At 37.8% G+C, this 18,287-nt stretch carries 17 protein-coding genes and 4 tRNA genes; 16 read left to right on the top strand and 5 right to left on the bottom strand.

Features of this window, described 5'->3' with window-relative positions; all coding sequences use genetic code 11:
* Nucleotides 1-206 precede the first annotated feature (206 nt).
* Complete coding sequence (locus tag H4J56_RS03785; RefSeq protein WP_182258908.1) at nt 207-1,031, top strand: zinc-dependent peptidase; 825 nt, start codon at nt 207-209, stop codon at nt 1,029-1,031.
* A 266-nt stretch (nt 1,032-1,297) separates the two neighbouring features.
* Nucleotides 1,298-1,819 carry an NUDIX hydrolase gene (locus H4J56_RS03790; RefSeq protein WP_182214967.1) on the top strand — a complete coding sequence of 174 codons (522 nt, stop codon included), beginning with the start codon at nt 1,298-1,300 and terminating at the stop codon, nt 1,817-1,819.
* Between the two features lie 55 nt (nt 1,820-1,874).
* Here H4J56_RS03790 and H4J56_RS03795 read toward each other — a convergent pair whose 3' ends face one another.
* Both H4J56_RS03795 and H4J56_RS03800 read right to left on the bottom strand, forming a co-directional pair.
* Nucleotides 1,875-2,195 (bottom strand): GIY-YIG nuclease family protein, encoded by a 321-nt coding sequence (locus H4J56_RS03795; RefSeq protein WP_182214846.1) that lies wholly within the window; start codon nt 2,193-2,195, stop codon nt 1,875-1,877.
* 90 nt (nt 2,196-2,285) lie between these two features.
* Nucleotides 2,286-3,230: a response regulator gene (locus H4J56_RS03800; protein ID WP_182258909.1), complete on the bottom strand. Its 945-nt coding sequence runs from the start codon at nt 3,228-3,230 to the stop codon at nt 2,286-2,288.
* 307 nt (nt 3,231-3,537) lie between these two features.
* Between H4J56_RS03800 and H4J56_RS03805 the strand changes: the two genes are divergently transcribed.
* From H4J56_RS03805 to H4J56_RS03815, 3 genes are all read left to right on the top strand, one after another.
* Complete coding sequence (locus tag H4J56_RS03805; protein WP_070374171.1) at nt 3,538-5,142, top strand: ABC-F family ATPase; 1,605 nt, start codon at nt 3,538-3,540, stop codon at nt 5,140-5,142.
* A gap of 190 nt (nt 5,143-5,332) precedes the next feature.
* The gene (locus H4J56_RS03810) at nt 5,333-5,791 is read left to right on the top strand and encodes a DUF1456 family protein (RefSeq protein WP_070374170.1); all 459 of its coding nucleotides are present in this window, start codon (nt 5,333-5,335) and stop codon (nt 5,789-5,791) included.
* Between the two features lie 4 nt (nt 5,792-5,795).
* Nucleotides 5,796-6,977 (top strand): DEAD/DEAH box helicase, encoded by a 1,182-nt coding sequence (locus H4J56_RS03815; RefSeq protein WP_182230131.1) that lies wholly within the window; start codon nt 5,796-5,798, stop codon nt 6,975-6,977.
* On the opposite strand, the gene H4J56_RS03820 is transcribed toward H4J56_RS03815, so the two are convergent.
* Nucleotides 6,974-7,357 (bottom strand): YkgJ family cysteine cluster protein, encoded by a 384-nt coding sequence (locus H4J56_RS03820; RefSeq protein WP_182243196.1) that lies wholly within the window; start codon nt 7,355-7,357, stop codon nt 6,974-6,976. The genes H4J56_RS03815 and H4J56_RS03820 overlap by 4 nt on opposite strands.
* Before the next feature lie 179 nt (nt 7,358-7,536).
* Between H4J56_RS03820 and H4J56_RS03825 the strand changes: the two genes are divergently transcribed.
* Together H4J56_RS03825 and H4J56_RS03830 are read left to right on the top strand one after the other, a co-directional pair.
* Nucleotides 7,537-8,361 (top strand): SDR family oxidoreductase, encoded by an 825-nt coding sequence (locus tag H4J56_RS03825; protein WP_070377001.1) that lies wholly within the window; start codon nt 7,537-7,539, stop codon nt 8,359-8,361.
* Between the two features lie 58 nt (nt 8,362-8,419).
* Entirely contained in the window at nt 8,420-8,950 is a 531-nt protein-coding gene (locus H4J56_RS03830; RefSeq protein ID WP_182243198.1) for a redoxin domain-containing protein, read from the top strand.
* Nucleotides 8,951-8,991: 41 nt separating this feature from the next.
* Here H4J56_RS03830 and H4J56_RS03835 read toward each other — a convergent pair whose 3' ends face one another.
* Both H4J56_RS03835 and folD read right to left on the bottom strand, forming a co-directional pair.
* Complete coding sequence (locus H4J56_RS03835; RefSeq protein ID WP_182214852.1) at nt 8,992-9,480, bottom strand: glutathione peroxidase; 489 nt, start codon at nt 9,478-9,480, stop codon at nt 8,992-8,994.
* A 32-nt stretch (nt 9,481-9,512) separates the two neighbouring features.
* Nucleotides 9,513-10,364 (bottom strand): bifunctional methylenetetrahydrofolate dehydrogenase/methenyltetrahydrofolate cyclohydrolase FolD, encoded by an 852-nt coding sequence (gene folD / locus H4J56_RS03840; RefSeq protein ID WP_182214853.1) that lies wholly within the window; start codon nt 10,362-10,364, stop codon nt 9,513-9,515.
* Between the two features lie 353 nt (nt 10,365-10,717).
* On the opposite strand from folD, the gene H4J56_RS03845 reads away from it, so the two are divergent.
* From H4J56_RS03845 to hupB, 9 genes are all read left to right on the top strand, one after another.
* Nucleotides 10,718-10,794 (top strand) — tRNA-Pro (locus H4J56_RS03845).
* A gap of 48 nt (nt 10,795-10,842) precedes the next feature.
* Nucleotides 10,843-10,919, top strand: a tRNA-Arg gene (locus tag H4J56_RS03850).
* A gap of 17 nt (nt 10,920-10,936) precedes the next feature.
* A tRNA-His gene (locus H4J56_RS03855) sits at nt 10,937-11,012 on the top strand.
* A 58-nt stretch (nt 11,013-11,070) separates the two neighbouring features.
* Nucleotides 11,071-11,147: transfer RNA gene (locus H4J56_RS03860), tRNA-Pro, on the top strand.
* 462 nt (nt 11,148-11,609) lie between these two features.
* Complete coding sequence (tig, locus tag H4J56_RS03865; protein WP_070374164.1) at nt 11,610-12,917, top strand: trigger factor; 1,308 nt, start codon at nt 11,610-11,612, stop codon at nt 12,915-12,917.
* Between the two features lie 229 nt (nt 12,918-13,146).
* The gene (clpP, locus tag H4J56_RS03870) at nt 13,147-13,755 is read left to right on the top strand and encodes an ATP-dependent Clp endopeptidase proteolytic subunit ClpP (protein WP_182214969.1); all 609 of its coding nucleotides are present in this window, start codon (nt 13,147-13,149) and stop codon (nt 13,753-13,755) included.
* Between the two features lie 80 nt (nt 13,756-13,835).
* Nucleotides 13,836-15,113 (top strand): ATP-dependent protease ATP-binding subunit ClpX, encoded by a 1,278-nt coding sequence (gene clpX / locus H4J56_RS03875; RefSeq protein ID WP_070374163.1) that lies wholly within the window; start codon nt 13,836-13,838, stop codon nt 15,111-15,113.
* Between the two features lie 158 nt (nt 15,114-15,271).
* Nucleotides 15,272-17,620, top strand: a complete 2,349-nt coding sequence (gene lon, locus H4J56_RS03880) for an endopeptidase La (RefSeq protein ID WP_070374162.1) — start codon at nt 15,272-15,274, stop codon at nt 17,618-17,620.
* Nucleotides 17,621-17,911: 291 nt separating this feature from the next.
* On the top strand, nt 17,912-18,187 hold the full coding sequence (gene hupB / locus H4J56_RS03885; protein ID WP_070374161.1) for a nucleoid-associated protein HU-beta: 276 nt from the start codon (nt 17,912-17,914) through the stop codon (nt 18,185-18,187).
* The last annotated feature ends 100 nt before the right edge of the window (nt 18,188-18,287 follow it).

Consider the following 18,287-nt stretch of genomic DNA (forward strand, 5'->3'; position numbering starts at 1 on the left):
ACTTAACGCTAAAATAATACTCACAATGTCGCAATATGTATACCTGTTAACTTTATTGGCAACAATCAGTATTTAGCTTAAAAGGTTTCTTAAAGAACGGAAAAATTAATATTTAGCGTTTTTAATGATGAAATATAGCTGCAATAGCTTGATATTTAATCATAGCGGACCTACATCATAGTAAATCTTAACCAGTAAAGTTCATTATGTTGTCTTATCTTCTTCCCATATTTATTGGCGTTTTACTTATTGGCTATTCTGTCGGTAAGCCTTACTGGCGAGAATATCAGCGAGATAAAATAAGGCGTCAGCCATTTAAAAAAACATGGCGAAAAATCATTCAACAAAGAATGCCTTATTTTGGACAAATGCCAACAGATTTACAGTTGCAGTTAAAGCAACATATTCAGGTATTCTTGGCGGAGAAAACCTTCGTTGGTTGTAACGGTGTTAAAATAACCGATGAAATACGTATAACTATTGCTGCCCAAGCATGTCTATTGTTGCTTAATCGCAAGACGAATTTTTACCCTAAATTACAAACTATACTGGTTTACCCTCGAGCTTTTATTAAGCAACAGCAAAATATGGGGACTGATGGCTTAAGATACCAACAAAAAGTAGCATTGTCGGGTGAATCATGGGATTTTGGTAAAGTCGTATTATCTTGGCAAGATACTTTAGACGGTGCAAAAATACCTGATGATGGTCGTAATGTGGTCATTCATGAGTTTGCCCATCAGCTAGACCAAGAAAATGGCAGCGCTAACGGTGCGCCTATACTGGATAAAGGGCAGAGCTATCAAGGTTGGTCTGCTGCTTTTTCTCTACAATTTGAACAGTTAAAGATGCAAGCAAGAACCGGAGCACCCTCATTATTTGATTATTACGGAGCAACAAATCCGGCTGAATTTTTTGCTGTTACCAGTGAAGTATTTTTTGAGCAAGCTAAACAGTTTCATGCTAAGTATCCGATGCTCTATCAGCAACTTAAAAATTATTATCATGTTGATCCTGTTCACTGGGCTTAATATTCATATGACAGATAACATCACTTTAATAATGACAAATCTGGTGATTATTCTAAAATACTTTATTGATATACCAAAATAATAGCGCAAGCTCCTGTTAGTACTGGGTACTATTTATGCGGAGCTATAAAATCTTCGGCTAATCTATCTTCACTGTAGTAAGATGCTCATAACCTGTTGTTTAAAATTATTACGGTTAGGGTGTGGAGTTAACAACTTCTTGTTTTAATGGTGATGATTTTCTAGATATTTCTAAAGATCCTGCTATGCGTTTACTAAAATCAACTATTCATCCTGACATTCGTGATATGTCAGCACGCCAATTTACTCGAAAAGCAACGCGGGCTATTGTCTTAAAAGGCGAAGATATACTTTTGCTTTATACCAAGCGGTATCATGATTACAGTTTACCCGGTGGCGGTATCGACGAAGGTGAAAGTAATGTTGCCGGTTTGGTGCGCGAGTTAAAAGAAGAAACTGGCGCGCATAATGTGCAAAATATTCAAGCGTTTGGTTTATATGAAGAGTTTAGACCTTGGCATAAGCCCGACTTCGAACTTATTCATATGGAGTCTTACTGTTATATTTGTTCAATAGATGAAGAGTTACTTGAACCCGAGCTTGAAGCGCATGAAATTAATAATGGTATGCATCCAATTTGGATGAATATACATCAAGCTATTAGTCATAATGAGCAAACAATAGCGAATAGTCTAAAAAAGGGACTTTCTATTGAACGTGAAACTTTTTTGTTAAAGCTTATTGTTAGTGAGCTACTAGTCAAATAGGGTTAAGTGGTTTTATTGTGGCTATTGTCTGGGGCAGGGACGTTTTTTATAAAAATTAGTCAGTACTTACTTCATTAGTAATGGCAATTCTTAAGGTTTCTCTTTTTAATAGTTTTGCTGCGACCTCTGCCGATACTTGGTAAAACTCATTAACGTATTCTTGTGCGTTGAGATATTCGCGTATTTTCTTTTTTATCGCGCACGGGTTGTTACACGCTAAAGAAAATACCAGCGAGTAATCACCTGGCGAGTTTTTTGATAGTAACCGAGCGTATTCGACCGGATCATCTGGAGTACAGCCTATTCTTATCACATCTGAAAAAAAAGAGTGAGTCATCACATAAACGTTACCCGTTGAAACAGTGTCTTTTTCCATGTCTTTTATAAACTTCTTTTTTTATATTAAATAGTTTAAAGGTACTTTATCTTTGAAATAAAGTACTTCATCAAATAAATATGTACGGGCTTAAACTACTTTTAAATAGTCTTTAATTATTTTTGCGCCATTACTGGCTTGAATTGGCTTAAAAATAAAACCAGAAACGCCACTTGCTTGGCATTCATCGACGAGTCCTTTATCGGTAACCGAAGACAACATTACCACAGGTACATTTGAGCCACTGGCACGAATAGCTTTCAATGCTTCGTTACCGTTCATCTTAGTCATCACGACGTCCATGAAAAGGAAGTCAGGTGCTTGATTTTTTACCGCTTCTACCGCAGTACTACCATCGTCTGCTTCAATGACATTTTCATAACCTAAACCGGCTAAAAAGCGTTTTATTGCTTTTCGTATCATCGCACTATCGTCAACAAGTAATATTTTACTCTCTAGTGGTAAAGGTGTGCTGTGTGGATTTGCAATGCCTGAGCTTTGTTCTCTTTCAACATTACTGGTTTGAAAATTAACATTACGCACCAATAAATTAAAATAGTAACGACCAACACCTTCAACGGTAATTGGTACAGTTATTATCTCTTTAACGCCAGCTAAGTATTTTTCCATATCTTTAAAATTATGGATAAAATATGGGCTAGAAAAATCAAATTTTAAGTTGTTGCGGCTCAGTAAATCAGTTGCTCGACCAACAATGGTATTGCCCCATTCTGCTAAAGCATTACTTAACTCGTCATTTATTTCTGTATAATCATATGTTTCATCAAACATATTTTGGCAAACAGAATTACCAATAGCTACTGCGGTTTCTGGGTAATGATGCATCATAATTACCCCATCTAAACAGCCAGTAATATCAGAGCAAACGGCATAACCTTTAAAGCGAAAGTCTTCAACTTTATCCATAAAAGCTTCGCCGGCGCTCCCCGATAAACTGGTCATCGATTTTAAGCTAGCAATAGATTCATTAATGAAAGGATGTAAAGTGACCTTATAAATTGTATCAATAGACATGAAATATCCGCATATATTATTTTTATTGTGCGAATAAAATACTAGAGCAAATAAGGTTTTGCAAGCAAATACCCTAGGCGATTAACGAGCTTTGATTATTTTTTTTAATAATATATCAAGCACTAATCACTTCTGTGTTGATACTGGTGAAAAAACAACCAAAAACTTTAAGGATTAAGTAGAGAAAATAGAGTTTTTACTGTATAATGCGCCACTTTATTTTGATGGTCTTAAATATGTTTCTATTTTTGCTATCTTCACCGTTGCTGGTTAACAATTTTAGTTAGCACTATTTAGGAATTTATCTTTGATCACTACATCTAACATTACAATGCAATTTGGCGCAGAGCCTTTGTTTGAAAACATTTCGGCTAAATTTGGCAATGGTCACCGCTACGGTTTGATCGGCGCAAATGGTTGTGGCAAGTCTACATTCATGAAGATACTCAGTGGTGACTTAGTACCAAGTTCGGGCAATGTCTCGGTTAGTACTGGCAACAAAGTAAGTACGTTGGGTCAAGACCAGTTCGCTTTTGAACAACACAATGTTATTGACACTGTTATTATGGGTGATATGCCATTATGGAAAGTAAAGCAAGAAAGAGATGCTATATACGCACAAGCTGAAATGAGCGAAGCCGATGGTATGCGTGTTGGTGACTTAGAAAGTGAATTTGCTGAAATGGACGGTTACACCGCGGAAAGTCGCGCAGGTGAAATACTACTAGAAGCAGGTATCGAAGAATCTTTTCATTATGGTTCAATGCAACAAGTTGCTCCAGGTTGGAAACTTCGTGTTTTACTTGCGCAAGCCTTATTTGCTAACCCTGATATTTTATTACTCGATGAGCCAACCAACAACTTGGATATCCATACCATCAGTTGGTTAGAAGCTGAGTTAAACAAACGTAAATGCACCATGATTATTATTTCTCATGATAGACATTTTCTTAATTCAGTATGTACACATATGGCTGATATTGATTACGGTGAATTACGCGTTTATCCGGGTAATTACGAGTTCTTCTTAGCGCAGTCTGGTTTGTTACGCGAGCAGTTATTAGCCGGTAATGATAAAAAAGTTGCTGAGATCGCTGAGCTGCAAGACTTTGTTAACCGTTTTGGCGCTAACGCTTCTAAAGCGAAACAAGCAAGTTCTCGTGCTAAGAAAATGGATAAAATTAAACTTGATGATGTAAAGTCTTCAAGTCGTATCACCCCAAAAATAGCTTTTGCCCCTGGCAAAAAAATGCACAGACAAGCACTAGAACTTGAAGGTTTAGCGCATGGTTTTGACGGCGTTACTTTGTTTTCTAAAGGTGATTTATTGTTAGAAGCGGGTGCTAAATTAGCTATCATCGGAGAAAACGGTGTTGGTAAAACAACGTTACTTCGCTGTTTAATGAGCGAGTTAGAGCAAACTGAAGGCGTTGTTAAATGGTCTGAAAATGCCTCTGTGGGTTATTGTCCACAAGATAGTGGTTCATTCTTTGACAATGACTTAACATTGATGGAATGGATGTCGCAATGGCGTAGACCTTGTCACAATGATTTAAGTGTTCGTGGCATGCTAGGACGTATGTTATTCACTGATGATGATGCTAACAAGAAAGCACGTAACTGTTCAGGTGGTGAAAAGAATCGCTTGTTATTCGGTCGTTTAATGATGGCTGATATCAACGTATTAATTATGGATGAGCCAACTAACCACATGGATATCGAAGCGATAGATGCATTGAACAATGCGCTAAAAGACTTTGAAGGTACGTTAATTTTTGTTAGCCATGACCGTGAGTTTGTTTCTAGCTTAGCAACCCGTATTATCGATATTAAAGATAAAAAGCTTGTTGATTTTCAAGGTTCGTTAGATGAATATCTTGATAGCCAAATACAGGCTCAAAAAAGAGCTTAGTTCTCTTTTAGCTTAGTTATTTGATTGTTGAAAACGCCTTTAATGGCGTTTTTAACGCTTTAACTAAGCACTATTTAATAGACAAAAAAATGAGTTAGCAAACATTTAAAACGAGTGCGCTATACTCTCTACCACTCTGAAGACAACTCTACTGCTGCCTTCACCTTAACAACGTTCTCTAGGTCTAAACATGATAAACAATGATATTCTTCGTCGCTTAAGTACTTTACTTGATTTTGATGACGAAAAAACCCGTGCCGTCTTTAAATTAAATGCTTGTGAAATATCAGCAGAGCAATTGGTTTGTTTTTATAAAGAAAAAGACGATGAGACTTATGTTGAACTACTTGATGTAGAATTTGCTAGTTTCCTCAATGGCTTGATTGTTGAAAGAAGAGGCGCAAAAGAAGGACCACAAGCGGTTCCTGAAGCTGTCTTAACTAATAACGCTATTTTTAATAAGTTAAAAATTGCTTTTTCTCTACAAGCTGATGAAGTGATTGATACGCTTGAATTAGCCGAGTTGAGCTTAACCAAATATGAATTAAGTGCATTCTTTCGAAGCATCAATAATAAACATTATAGAGATTGTAGTGATGAAGTTTTATCGACCTTTATTAAAGGTTTAAAAATTAAACTTCAAGGATAGTATTATGCCATTTTCGACACTGGGATTAAGTGAACCGCTTTTAAAAGCACTTGCTGACTTAAAATATGGCGAGCCAACGGCTATTCAGAAAAAAGCCATTCCGGTTATTTTATCGGGAAAAAACCTTGTTGCTGCAGCGCAAACAGGTACAGGTAAAACGGCCAGTTTTGTTTTACCAATACTTGAAAAACTTAATACCGAACGAAAATTACGTGGCAAACGTATTCGAGCGCTTATTCTTACCCCAACACGTGAACTTGCCGTTCAAGTAGAACAAAGTATCCGTGATTATGGTAAGTATTTAGACCTAAGCTCGATGGCAATGTACGGTGGTACTGACATTGAACCGCAAAGGCAGAAGCTTATTTGGGGGGTTGATATTGTTGTTGCGACTCCCGGGCGATTACTGGATATGGCTCATCAACGTGCTCTGCATTTTGATGAACTTGAAGTCCTTGTTTTAGATGAAGCTGACAGAATGCTTGATATGGGTTTTATTGAAGATATTAATAAAATCATTGAACGTTTGCCACTCGAACGTCAAAACTTATTATTTTCAGCCACTATTTCTGATGATGTTCGAACGTTATCAAAGCGTACCTTTAGTAATGCGACAGAAATCTCTATCGGCAATAATAGCGCCTCTAAACCTAAAATTGATCAATGGTTAATAACGGTTGATAAAGGTAATAAGTCGGCATTACTGAGCCATTTAATTATTGAACATCAATGGCAGCAAGCGCTGATCTTTATCGAAACAAAACACGGTGCAGCTAAACTTGTTAGCCAGCTAGAAAAACGTGGCATTAGTGCCGAGTCTATTCATGGTGGCAGAACACAAGCGATGCGAGAACAAGTTCTTAATGACTTTAAAACCGGTAAAATTAAGTTTCTTGTCGCTACAGGTATTGCTTCACGCGGTCTTGATATCGGCGAGCTCACTCGAGTGGTTAATTACGACTTACCTGATCAAGTCGATGACTATATTCACCGTATTGGCCGAACAGGTCGAGCGGGAGCCTCTGGAGAAGCGGTATCATTTGTAGCCAAGGACAATTTTAGAAACTTGTGTGCGATAGAAAGCCGTTTAGGGCATGTTATTAAACGCAAAGAATTTGAAGGATTTCCAGTCAAAAAAGTGGTGCCACTTTCTATTCTAAATTATGTGCCAAAAAATAAACGTTAACTGCGGCTCATTAATTTATTAAGTTTGTATTGCGCTTGTTGGGGATGGGTTAAATCGATGATTTCTATCATTTCACACTCATCCCTGATCATCTCACTGACATTACTCGGATAATCCCGGCAGTCTTCAGGGCGGTCTTGATAAATTGCGCAAGTATATTTAACTTGCTCGGTAGCATCTTGGTTAGGCATTTTTTCTAGGAAAGGGCACTGTGTCAGTTGTTTACCGGTTTGAGGATTAAACCAAATCTTATCTTTTATTACATATTGATGAATATGAGGGCGAAAAATTTCCCACATCTCAATATCTTCAATCGAAGCTGCTATGCCTCCGTCGCCATATTTTATACAGCATTTTCCACATTGATTACAATCTTTCAATGGTTGCTTAACTCGTTTTAGTGTTTAAACAAAAGTGTATCATGTTAGCCTAACAATTATTGCGCTGGGCATTCGTGTTTATCTATACAATTAATTATCTCGCCTTGTACTGATTTGATATCCCCAGTATGCTCACCGACAATAAAGCAAATTTTCGAATTACAGGTAATAATAACAGCGTGAAAAAATCTATTTTAATAACAGGTTGTTCAAGCGGTATTGGTTTAGATGCGGCTCTGACGTTATCAACAAGAGGCTATCAAGTTTTTGCTACCGCAAGAAAACAAGCCGATGTTGTTATGCTACAAGAAAAAGGTTTAACCGCTTGCCAGCTTGATTTAACCCAAGTTGACAGTATCCATGCGGCACTTGCTTTTGTGCTCAATGAAACTGGGGGGACATTAGATTTTCTTTTTAATAATGGTGCCTATGGTCAACCGGGCGCATTAGAAGACTTACCAACTCAAGCGCTTATAAGCCAATTTGAAAGCAATGTTTTTGGCTGGCACGAGCTGACTAAACAAGTTATTCCGGTTATGCGCAAGCAAGGTCATGGCCGAATTATTCAATGTAGCTCAGTGTTAGGCTTTGTTTCTATGGCTTATCGTGGCGCTTATAATGCCTCAAAATATGCTGTTGAAGGTTTGTCTGACACCTTAAGGTTAGAATTGAGATCAGCGAATATCGCAGTGATACTTTTACAGCCGGGTCCCATTAATACTCAATTTCGCGCCAATGCCTTAAGTGCTTTTACAGCCAACATTGACGCTAAAGACAGTGCCCATCATCTTGAGTATCAACAACAAATAGCAAGGCTGGCCAGTAAAACCTCGAATGCAAAATTTACCTTAGAAGCGGCAGATGTCACCAAAGCGTTGATCCATGCCTTAGAGAGTAAACGCCCGAAAATAAGATACAGAATTACTGTGCCTACTAAACTATTTGCCGTATTCAAACGTATACTACCGACAAGTTGGCTCGATAACCTTTTAGCTAAAGGTTAATGAGGTAAAATAAGGTAAAGTAACAACAAATATTATTCATTTTTAAAAGGTAACTCTGATGAAAAGAACATCAAAAGTAGTTTGTACATTTTTAGCATTATTAACGAGCTTTAGTTTGTTAGCCTCTGATTTAAAAGTGGGAGAGCAAGCACCAGATTTTAAATTGCAAGCCACCAATGGTGATTATTACCAACTCAGTGACTACAAAGGTAAGCAAGCGGTTGTTTTAGCTTGGTATCCAATGGCTAACACTCGTGGTTGTACCATTGAATGTAAGTCATTGGTTGAGAAGGGGCATTTGATCAGAGCGTATAATGCAAGTTACGTTATGGCCAGTGTTGACCCATTAGATGACAACAGAGATTTTGCTAAGAAAACCGGCGCAGACTTTCCGATGTTAAGCGATCCTACAAAAGCGACTGCGAAAGCCTACGATGTGTTGAATATGATGCAGGTTGCTAGTCGTGTGACATTTTATATTTCTAAAGAAGGTAAAATCTTGAAAATAGATGATGATATTTCGCCAAGAACAGCGGCAGAAGATATTGCCAGTAACCTTGAAATGTTAAAAGTAGCAAAAGCTCAATAAGATAGTAAGAGCAGCCAACACTTTTGGCTGCTCATTATAAATTACTCAGCGAGTAACTTTTCTATATCCGCTTTAATGCTAGTCGGTTTAGTGGTTGGCGCATAGCGTTTAACTACTTGGCCTTTCTTGTTCACTAAAAACTTAGTGAAATTCCACTTGATGCTCTTAGAGCCTAGTATTCCAGGTGCTTGTGCCTTTAAAAAGGTAAAAAGAGGGTGAGTGTTGTCGCCATTGACGTCAATTTTATCAAATAATGGGAATTTGATATTAAACGTTAGATCACAAAACTGCTGTATTTCCTCATTACTGCCTTTTTCTTGTTGCTTAAACTGATTACAAGGAAAAGCTAAAACCGCTAAACCTTGTGTTTGATACTCACTGTAAAGTGATTGTAAACCTTCATACTGAGGCGTAAATCCGCAGGCACTTGCCGTATTTACAATAAGCATTACCTTACCTTGGTAGTCTTTCAACTCAACGGTTTCTTTTTTATTGTTCAGCGCATTAAACTGATAAATAGCGTCAGACATTGGTTATTCCTTTATATTAAGCGGCTTAAAATTTAGTGAAATTCTTCACAAGCTATCAAAGTGTTCTCGATTAAACTTGCTACTGTCATTGGGCCTACGCCGCCAGGTACGGGCGTAATATAAGCGGCTTTCGTTTGAGCTATATCAAAACCTACATCACCAACAAGTTTGCCATTGGCCAAACGGTTAATCCCCACATCAATAACAATAGCGCCAGCCTTAATCCATTCTCCAGGAATGAACTCAGGTTTTCCTACGGCCACAACAAGTAAATCAGCGTTACGTATTTTATCTTCAAGATTTTTAGTGAATCTATGCGTGGTGGTTACTGTGCAACCGGCCAGTAATAGTTCTAATGTCATTGGACGACCAACAATATTTGAAGCACCGACTATAACCGCTTCTAAACCATGTGGGTCTATACCGGTAGTCTCTATCAGCTTGATAATGCCCTTAGGTGTACAGGGGCGCAATCCTGGTTGACGAAGTGCTAGTTTGCCGACGTTGAATGGGTGGAAGCCATCAACATCTTTTAAAGGGTTAATATGCTCGATAATTAAATTAGCATCTAAACCTTTTGGTAAAGGGAGCTGAACAAGAATACCATCAATATTTTCGTCATTATTTAATTCATCAATTAAAGTAAATAATTCAGCTTGAGTGGTTGTTGGGGGCAGATCATATGAGCGAGAAAGAAAACCAACTTCTTCACATGCTTTACGCTTACTACCAACATAAACTTGTGAAGCAGGATCTGAGCCGACTAATATCACGGCTAGCCCGGGAGGTCGTAAGCCATTTTTAACGCGTACTGCTACTTTTTCTTTTACTGAGAGCCTAAGCTGCTGAGCAATATATTTACCGTCTATAAGAGTTGCTGTCATGATAGTTTCTATTAACTTAGTTAAATGATGAAAAACGACACTATTTTCGCATAAAAACCTGGACTGTTATAGCTACTGTTCTTATAAATGGTCTTTTATTCGGTAATATATCGTCAAATGAAGATTTAAAAATAAAATATACGCTTATCAAGTATGCCAAAAACAGAATTTATTGATAATTGAAGAGTTGCTATATTTATAGGCAATAAGTGCTGATTATCAAGCGGCTTGTTTTAAAAGTGAGCAAACGGTTATTTTTTTATAAAAAAGGTTTGACGGGACTCAGGCAACTAGGTAATATCCGCATCCGTTGAAAGGGGCATATTTTTAGTTCTTTTAAACGCAGTACATATCGGTGATTAGCGCAGCTTGGTAGCGCACTTGGTTTGGGTCCAAGGGGTCGCAAGTTCGAATCTTGCATCACCGACCACTTTTTTAATTATTTTTAATAACTAAAAATTTGGCCTGTAGGTAATGTGCGCCCTTAGCTCAGCTGGATAGAGCAACGCCCTTCTAAGGCGTGGGTCGCAGGTTCGAATCCTGCAGGGCGTACCAAACAGTATTTTACAATGGTGGCTATAGCTCAGTTGGTAGAGCCCCGGATTGTGATTCCGGTTGTCGAGGGTTCAAGTCCCTTTAGCCACCCCATTTTTTCTCAAGAAATGGTGATGAAATATTGTAGTAAAGTAGGTTAAGTAGAAAATGTCGGTGATTAGCGCAGCTTGGTAGCGCACTTGGTTTGGGTCCAAGGGGTCGCAAGTTCGAATCTTGCATCACCGACCACTTCTTATTTTATATGTCTTTTATCTTTGTCATCTCCTGTTATACACTTCTATTTACAAATCATAAATTTAATCTAGAACAACTCTTTAACTATCAGCTACACCAATTTTAATGCACTTTAAATTTAATTTATTACATTTAAATGAAGTCAGCACACACTGTTTTTACTCGTTTTATCACCCATTTAAAAAATAAGTCAAAAATAACGTCATTAAAGGGTCGACTCTTATATCAAGCATCGCTATAATTTCGCGTCATTATTTTAAAATCTAGGTCTATATCATGCCTTTTAAACCTCGCTGAGCGAGGAACTATTTATTAGTGTTGGTATTTACTCTGATTTTTCGGGCTTCTGTAGCGTTGGTTATAGGGCTACAAACGTCACACTCTTTGGCTAATTAAGCTGTGAAGTAGTTGTGTTATTGAAAGCGTTACTAAAACGCTAAGTTTTGAGGTATTAAAATGCAAGTTTCAGTAGAGACTACACAAGGTTTGGAACGTAAGTTAACTATTTCTGTTCCTGCAGAATCAGTAGATGTAGAAGTTAAAAACCGTCTTCGTCACATATCAAAAACCCAGCGAATTAATGGTTTCCGTCCAGGTAAAGTTCCTGCGACTGTTATCCAAAAGCGTTACGGTCAATCAGTTCGTCAAGAAGTTGCTGGCGAATTAATGCAACGTAACTTTGTTGATGCAATTGTTGCAGAAAAAATGAATCCAGCTGGTCGTCCAAGTTTTATTGCTAAAAGCAATGAAGACGGCAAAGCGCTAGAATTCGAAGCTACTTTTGAAGTTTACCCTGATGTTGCTTTAACGGGCTTAGATTCAATTAACGTTGAACGTCCTGACGTTGAAGTTACAGATGCTGATTTAGATGAAATGTTTATTACATTACAGAATCAACATAAAACGTGGAAAGAAAACAAGCGTAAAACTAAAGCTGGTGACAAACTTGTTTTAGATTTTACTGGCCGTGTTGACGGTGAAGTTTTTGAAGGCGGCGAAGCTAAAGATTTCGAACTTGAATTAGGCGCTGGTCGCATGATCCCAGGTTTTGAAAAAGAAATTACTGGCATGAAAGCTGGCGATGAAAAAACAATTAAAGTGACTTTCCCTGATGATTACCATGCTGAAAACCTAAAAGGCAAAGAAGCAGAGTTTGATATCGTTCTTCATAAAACTGAAGGTCCAGTATTACCAACAATCGATGAAGATTTTGCTAAATTGTTTGGTGTTCAAGAAGGTGGCGTAGAAGCATTACGCACTGAAGTAAGCACTAACATGACTCGTGAGTTAACCCAAGCGGTTAAAGCTAAAGTTAAAGAGCAAGTAATCGAAGGCTTATTAGCTGCTAACGATGTTGAAATTCCTAAAGCGTTAATCGCTCAAGAAATTGACGTTTTACGTAAGCAAGCAATGCAACGTTTTGCGGGTCAAATGGATCCTAATAATATGCCAGAGCTTCCAGCTGATATGTTTGAAGAGCAAGCTAAGCGCCGTGTTAAAGTTGGTTTGTTACTAGGTGAAGTGATCAAAGTTAATGAATTAAAAGTTGACGAAAACAAAGTTAACGAATTAATTGCATCAGCCGCATCAGCTTACGAAGATCCAAAAGAAGTTATCGAGTACTACGCAACAAACAAAGAGCTTAACCAACAAATGCAGAATGTTGCATTAGAAGAGCAAGCTGTTGAATTGTTACTTGAAAGCGCAAAAGTTAATAAAAAGAAAGCAAGCTTTAAAGATATAATGAATCCAGAAGGTAAATAAGACTGAGTCTCTTAGGATTCTTGCCACTGAGCAAAGAAACTTAATCGGCTAAGTTGCTGCCATTTGCTTAAATTTGTAGCACTTTAGTGAAACAAATGTGAATTGGTAGACCTTTTAGATTGACATTATGTCAAGCAATCGCTTAAATGGCTGGTATGGGGACATACGAGCCATTTTTTATATAGAAAGGAAATTTTAGTTGTTTACTTCTCAAAATAATTCTCAGAAAATCACCAGCACTATCGATAGTGCTTTAGTGCCAATGGTTATTGAGCAAACACCTAAGGGTGAGCGCTCGTTCGATATTTATTCAAGACTTTTAAAAGAGCGTGTTATTTTCTTGTGTGGTCAAGTTGAAGATCACATGGCTAATTTGATTGTTGCTCAGTTATTATTCCTTGAGTCTGAAAGTCCTGATAAAGATATATACTTATATATTAATTCACCTGGCGGTTCGGTAACTGCAGGTATGGCTATTTACGATACGATGAAGTTTATTAAGCCAAACATTAGTACAGTATGTATTGGTCAGGCTGCTAGCATGGGCGCATTCTTATTGTCAGGCGGTGAAAAAGGTAAACGTTACTGTCTACCCAATGCCCGTGTGATGATTCATCAGCCACTTGGTGGTTTCCAAGGTCAAGCATCTGACTTTGAAATTCATGCGAAAGAAATTCTTTATATTAAAACTAAATTGAACAGTTTAATGGCCGAGCATACTGGTCAGTCATTAGAGAAAGTTTCTCATGACACCGACCGTGACAACTTCTTAAGTGCAGAAAGTGCGGTTGAATATGGATTAGTTGACTCCATATTAACAGAACGATTAGATAAATAATTTCACAACTTTGTGATCTAGATAATTTATGAAATACTTAACAGTATCTGTATTAGAAATTAAACAAATTGAGGTTCCGTATGACCGATATTAAAAATGGTGACGGTGATAACGGCAAGCTTTTGTATTGTTCGTTTTGTGGCAAGAGCCAACATGAAGTTCGTAAACTTATTGCTGGTCCGTCAGTATTTGTTTGTGATGAGTGTGTTGAACTGTGCAACGATATTATTCGTGAAGAAATAAAAGAAATTTCCCCGAAAGAAGAAAAAGAAAGCTTACCTACACCGATCGAGATCCGTGAAAGTTTAGACGACTACGTTATTGGTCAAGATCACGCGAAAAAAGTATTAGCCGTAGCGGTTTATAATCACTACAAACGTTTACGCAATGGTGACTCTCACAATGGTATAGAGTTAAGTAAAAGTAATATTTTACTTATTGGCCCAACGGGTAGTGGTAAAACATTACTGGCTGAAACCTTAGCGCGTTTACTTGATGTACCGTTTACTATGGCCGACGCAACGACATTAACTGAAGCAGGTTATGTTGGTGAAGATGTTGAAAACATCATTCAAAAGCTTTTACAAAAATGTGATTACGATGTTGAAAAAGCCCAGCGTGGTATTGTTTACATCGATGAAATTGATAAGATTTCACGTAAATCAGATAATCCATCAATCACGCGTGATGTATCCGGTGAAGGTGTTCAGCAAGCATTGTTAAAGCTTATTGAAGGCACTATTGCTTCAGTTCCACCACAAGGTGGGCGTAAACATCCTCAACAAGAGTTTTTGCAGGTTGATACCTCAAAAATCTTATTTATCTGTGGTGGTGCATTTGCCGGTTTAGATAAAGTTGTTGAGCAACGTTCACATACTGGTGCAGGTATAGGTTTTGGCGCAGAAGTTCGTGGCAAAGATAGCAAGAAAACGCTAACTCAACACTTACAAGATGTTGAGCCAGAAGATCTGATTAAGTATGGTTTAATTCCTGAGTTTATTGGTCGCTTGCCTGTTGTAGCAACATTGACAGAACTTGATGAAGACGCATTAATCCAAATATTGCAAGAGCCTAAAAATGCGCTAACTAAGCAGTTTGGTGCATTGTTCGACATGGAAAACGTTGAATTAGAGTTCAGAGAAGATGCATTAATTGCTATTGCACACAAAGCAATGGTGCGTAAAACGGGCGCGCGTGGTTTACGCTCAATCGTTGAAAGCGTCTTACTTGATACCATGTACGAATTGCCATCAATGAATGATGCGATAAAAGTTGTGGTCGATGAAACAGTAATAAAAGGTGAGTCAAAACCGATTATTATTTACGATACACCACAGGAAAAAGTAGCGAGCGAGTAGCCGTTCATTGCTAAAATTTTAGGTGTTTCGATAAAAAGAGTTAGATGACATTGATCATTTAGCTCTTTTTTTTTGTCTATCCGTTGAAAGCTTTACTAAAATCCCCATATACTTTTTAACTACAATTTTTTCCCTACTGATTTTCGAGAGAGTAACCTATGACCGAAGAGTTATCTGGTATCAATGAAATTCCTGTTCTAGCCTTGCGCGACGTTGTTGTTTATCCCCAAATGGTGATCCCATTATTTGTAGGTCGCGAAAAATCTATTCGCTGTTTAGATATCGCGATGGAAAACGACAAGCAGGTTTTTCTTGTTGCACAAAAAGATGCCGCAGTTGACGACCCTACAGCCGATGATGTTTATCGTGCGGGTACGATTGCCACTATTTTACAAATGTTGAAATTACCTGACGGCACGGTGAAAGTGTTAGTTGAAGGAGCGCGTAGAGCGCGTATAACTCAATTTGTTGAAACACAAGAATACTTCACTGCCGATATTGAGTTTCTTGACGTAGAAACCGTTAACGAAGACGATTGTGAAGTCTTGGTTCGTTCGGCTATTTCTCAGTTTGAAGGTTATGTTAAACTCAATAAAAAAATACCACCTGAAGTGTTAACTTCAGTTTCAGGTATTGATGATGCAGAACAATTAGCGGATACGATGGCTGCACATATGCCATTAAAGTTAGCTGAAAAACAAAAAGTACTAGAAATAGAGAATGTTGCTCAACGTCTAGAATATTTAATGGCACTGATGGAAGGCGAAATTGACTTATTGCAAGTTGAAAAGAAAATTCGTACCCGTGTTAAAAAACAAATGGAAAAAAGTCAGCGCGAATATTATTTGAATGAGCAAATGAAAGCCATTCAAAAAGAATTAGGCGATGACGAAGAAGGTTCAAACGAAGTTGAGCAGCTTGAAAAGCAAATTGAAGATGCGCAAATGCCCGAAGAAGCTAAAGAAAAGACTTTAGCCGAAGTACGTAAATTAAAAATGATGTCACCGATGTCGGCAGAAGCAACCGTGGTTCGCTCATACATCGACTGGATGATCAGTGTACCTTGGAAGAAGCGTAGTAAGTTAAAGCGTAACTTAAAGCTTGCTCAAGATATTTTAGATAAAGATCATTACGGTTTAGATAAAGTTAAAGAACGTATTTTAGAGTATTTAGCGGTGCAGCAACGTGTTAGCCAGCTAAAAGGACCTATTCTTTGTTTAGTTGGCCCTCCAGGGGTTGGTAAAACGTCTTTAGGACAATCTATTGCTAAGTCAACCGGACGTAAATACGTGCGTATGGCACTAGGTGGTGTGCGTGATGAAGCTGAAATTCGAGGCCATCGCCGCACATATATTGGTTCTTTGCCAGGTAAGTTGATTCAAAAAATTGCTAAAGTTGGGGTTAAGAATCCACTATTTTTATTAGATGAAATAGATAAAATGGCGTCTGATATGCGTGGCGATCCTGCATCTGCTTTACTGGAAGTGCTTGATCCTGAGCAAAACACGACGTTTAACGACCATTACTTGGAAGTTGATTACGATTTATCCGATGTGATGTTTGTTGCTACTTCTAATAGTATGGATATCCCTGGACCTTTATTGGATCGCATGGAAGTTATTCGTTTGTCGGGTTATACCGAAGATGAGAAGCTTAATATTGCCAAGAATCACTTACTCGATAAGCAAGTTGGTCGTAATGGTCTAAAAGAGAAAGAAATTTCAATTGAAGACAGCGCTATTATGGGCATCATTCGCTACTACACAAGAGAAGCTGGGGTACGTGGCTTAGAGCGAGAGATATCAAAACTTTGTCGTAAAGCGGTAAAAGCGATTTTATTAGATAAAACCATTAAAAAAGTCACTATTAATCAAGATAACTTATCTGAATTTTTGGGTGTACAACGTTTTGATTATGGTAAAGCGGATAGTGAAAATAGAATAGGTCAAGTGACTGGTTTAGCATGGACATCTGTAGGTGGTGAGTTATTAACTATAGAAACAGCTTCGGTTCCAGGTAAAGGTAAACTGACTTACACCGGTTCATTAGGTGACGTGATGCAGGAATCGATACAAGCAGCGATGACGGTTGTACGTAGTCGAGCCGATAAATTTCGTATTAATGCTGATTTTCATGAAAAACGTGACATCCATGTCCATGTCCCTGAAGGTGCTACCCCAAAAGATGGGCCAAGCGCCGGTGTTGGTATGTGTACGGCATTAGTTTCTAGCTTAACCGGTAATCCGGTCAGAGCTGATGTTGCTATGACAGGTGAAATTACGTTACGAGGTGAAGTACTTCCTATTGGTGGCTTAAAAGAAAAACTCTTGGCTGCGCATCGTGGTGGTATTAAAACGGTCATTATTCCAAAAGATAATGAACGTGATTTGGAAGAAATTCCTGACAATGTTAAAGGTGATTTGGTTATTCATCCGGTAAAATGGATAGAAGAGGTATTAGATATTGCCTTAGAACATCCTGTAGAAAAATTCAAATTAGGCAACTAATTTGTAAAAATTGCTGTTTTTTTAGTAAATAAAAGAAAAAATTGCAAAAAATTAACAAAAAACAGTGATTTTTGCTTTTCAAACACTGAAACTGTGTTAAGTTAATGTCGCTGATAACGCTAGACCCCTATCCATACATAGGATTAGGGTTTGGTTAAGATAAAAATAAATAATAAATTTTATTTTCTTAAACACAGTGCTTGATGTTCAAAAGAAGCTCAATATAAAAGTTTCCGCAGGACGCTAAAACAAATGATGGCACTGAATAATAACAATTGAAGGGGAATACTTGTGAACAAATCTCAACTAATCGAAAAAATCGCTGCTGGTGCAGACATCTCTAAAGCTGCTGCTGGTCGTGCGTTAGATTCATTTATTGAAGCTGTTACAGACGAATTGAAAAATGGTGAGCAAGTTGCTCTAGTTGGTTTTGGTACTTTCTCAGTACGTGACCGTGCTGCGCGCACTGGCCGCAACCCACAGACGGGTGCAACTATTCAAATCGCTGCAGCTAAAATCCCAGCATTTAAAGCTGGTAAAGCATTAAAAGATTCAGTTAATCCATAATTATCTGCTTCAATTTTTGTAGATAAATCAGAAAAGCCTTTTTAAACGAAGGCTTTTTTTATTTTACATATCCCATAAATAGCTTCATTTATATCACTAT

The sequence above is a fragment of the Colwellia sp. BRX8-4 genome, assembly GCF_014077345.1.
Classification (GTDB): Bacteria; Pseudomonadota; Gammaproteobacteria; order Enterobacterales; family Alteromonadaceae; genus Colwellia_A.

Excerpts from the sequence above, each read along its gene's own strand:
- H4J56_RS03785 (WP_182258908.1), top strand. The coding sequence starts at position 207 with ATGTTGTCTTATCTTCTTCCCATATTTATTGGCGTTTTACTTATTGGC.
- H4J56_RS03790 (WP_182214967.1), top strand. The coding sequence starts at position 1,298 with ATGCGTTTACTAAAATCAACTATTCATCCTGACATTCGTGATATGTCA.
- H4J56_RS03795 (WP_182214846.1), bottom strand. The coding sequence starts at position 2,195 with ATGGAAAAAGACACTGTTTCAACGGGTAACGTTTATGTGATGACTCAC.
- H4J56_RS03800 (WP_182258909.1), bottom strand. The coding sequence starts at position 3,230 with ATGTCTATTGATACAATTTATAAGGTCACTTTACATCCTTTCATTAAT.
- H4J56_RS03810 (WP_070374170.1), top strand. The coding sequence starts at position 5,333 with ATGATAAACAATGATATTCTTCGTCGCTTAAGTACTTTACTTGATTTT.
- H4J56_RS03815 (WP_182230131.1), top strand. The coding sequence starts at position 5,796 with ATGCCATTTTCGACACTGGGATTAAGTGAACCGCTTTTAAAAGCACTT.
- H4J56_RS03830 (WP_182243198.1), top strand. The coding sequence starts at position 8,420 with ATGAAAAGAACATCAAAAGTAGTTTGTACATTTTTAGCATTATTAACG.
- H4J56_RS03835 (WP_182214852.1), bottom strand. The coding sequence starts at position 9,480 with ATGTCTGACGCTATTTATCAGTTTAATGCGCTGAACAATAAAAAAGAA.
- folD (WP_182214853.1), bottom strand. The coding sequence starts at position 10,364 with ATGACAGCAACTCTTATAGACGGTAAATATATTGCTCAGCAGCTTAGG.
- tig (WP_070374164.1), top strand. The coding sequence starts at position 11,610 with ATGCAAGTTTCAGTAGAGACTACACAAGGTTTGGAACGTAAGTTAACT.
- clpX (WP_070374163.1), top strand. The coding sequence starts at position 13,836 with ATGACCGATATTAAAAATGGTGACGGTGATAACGGCAAGCTTTTGTAT.
- lon (WP_070374162.1), top strand. The coding sequence starts at position 15,272 with ATGACCGAAGAGTTATCTGGTATCAATGAAATTCCTGTTCTAGCCTTG.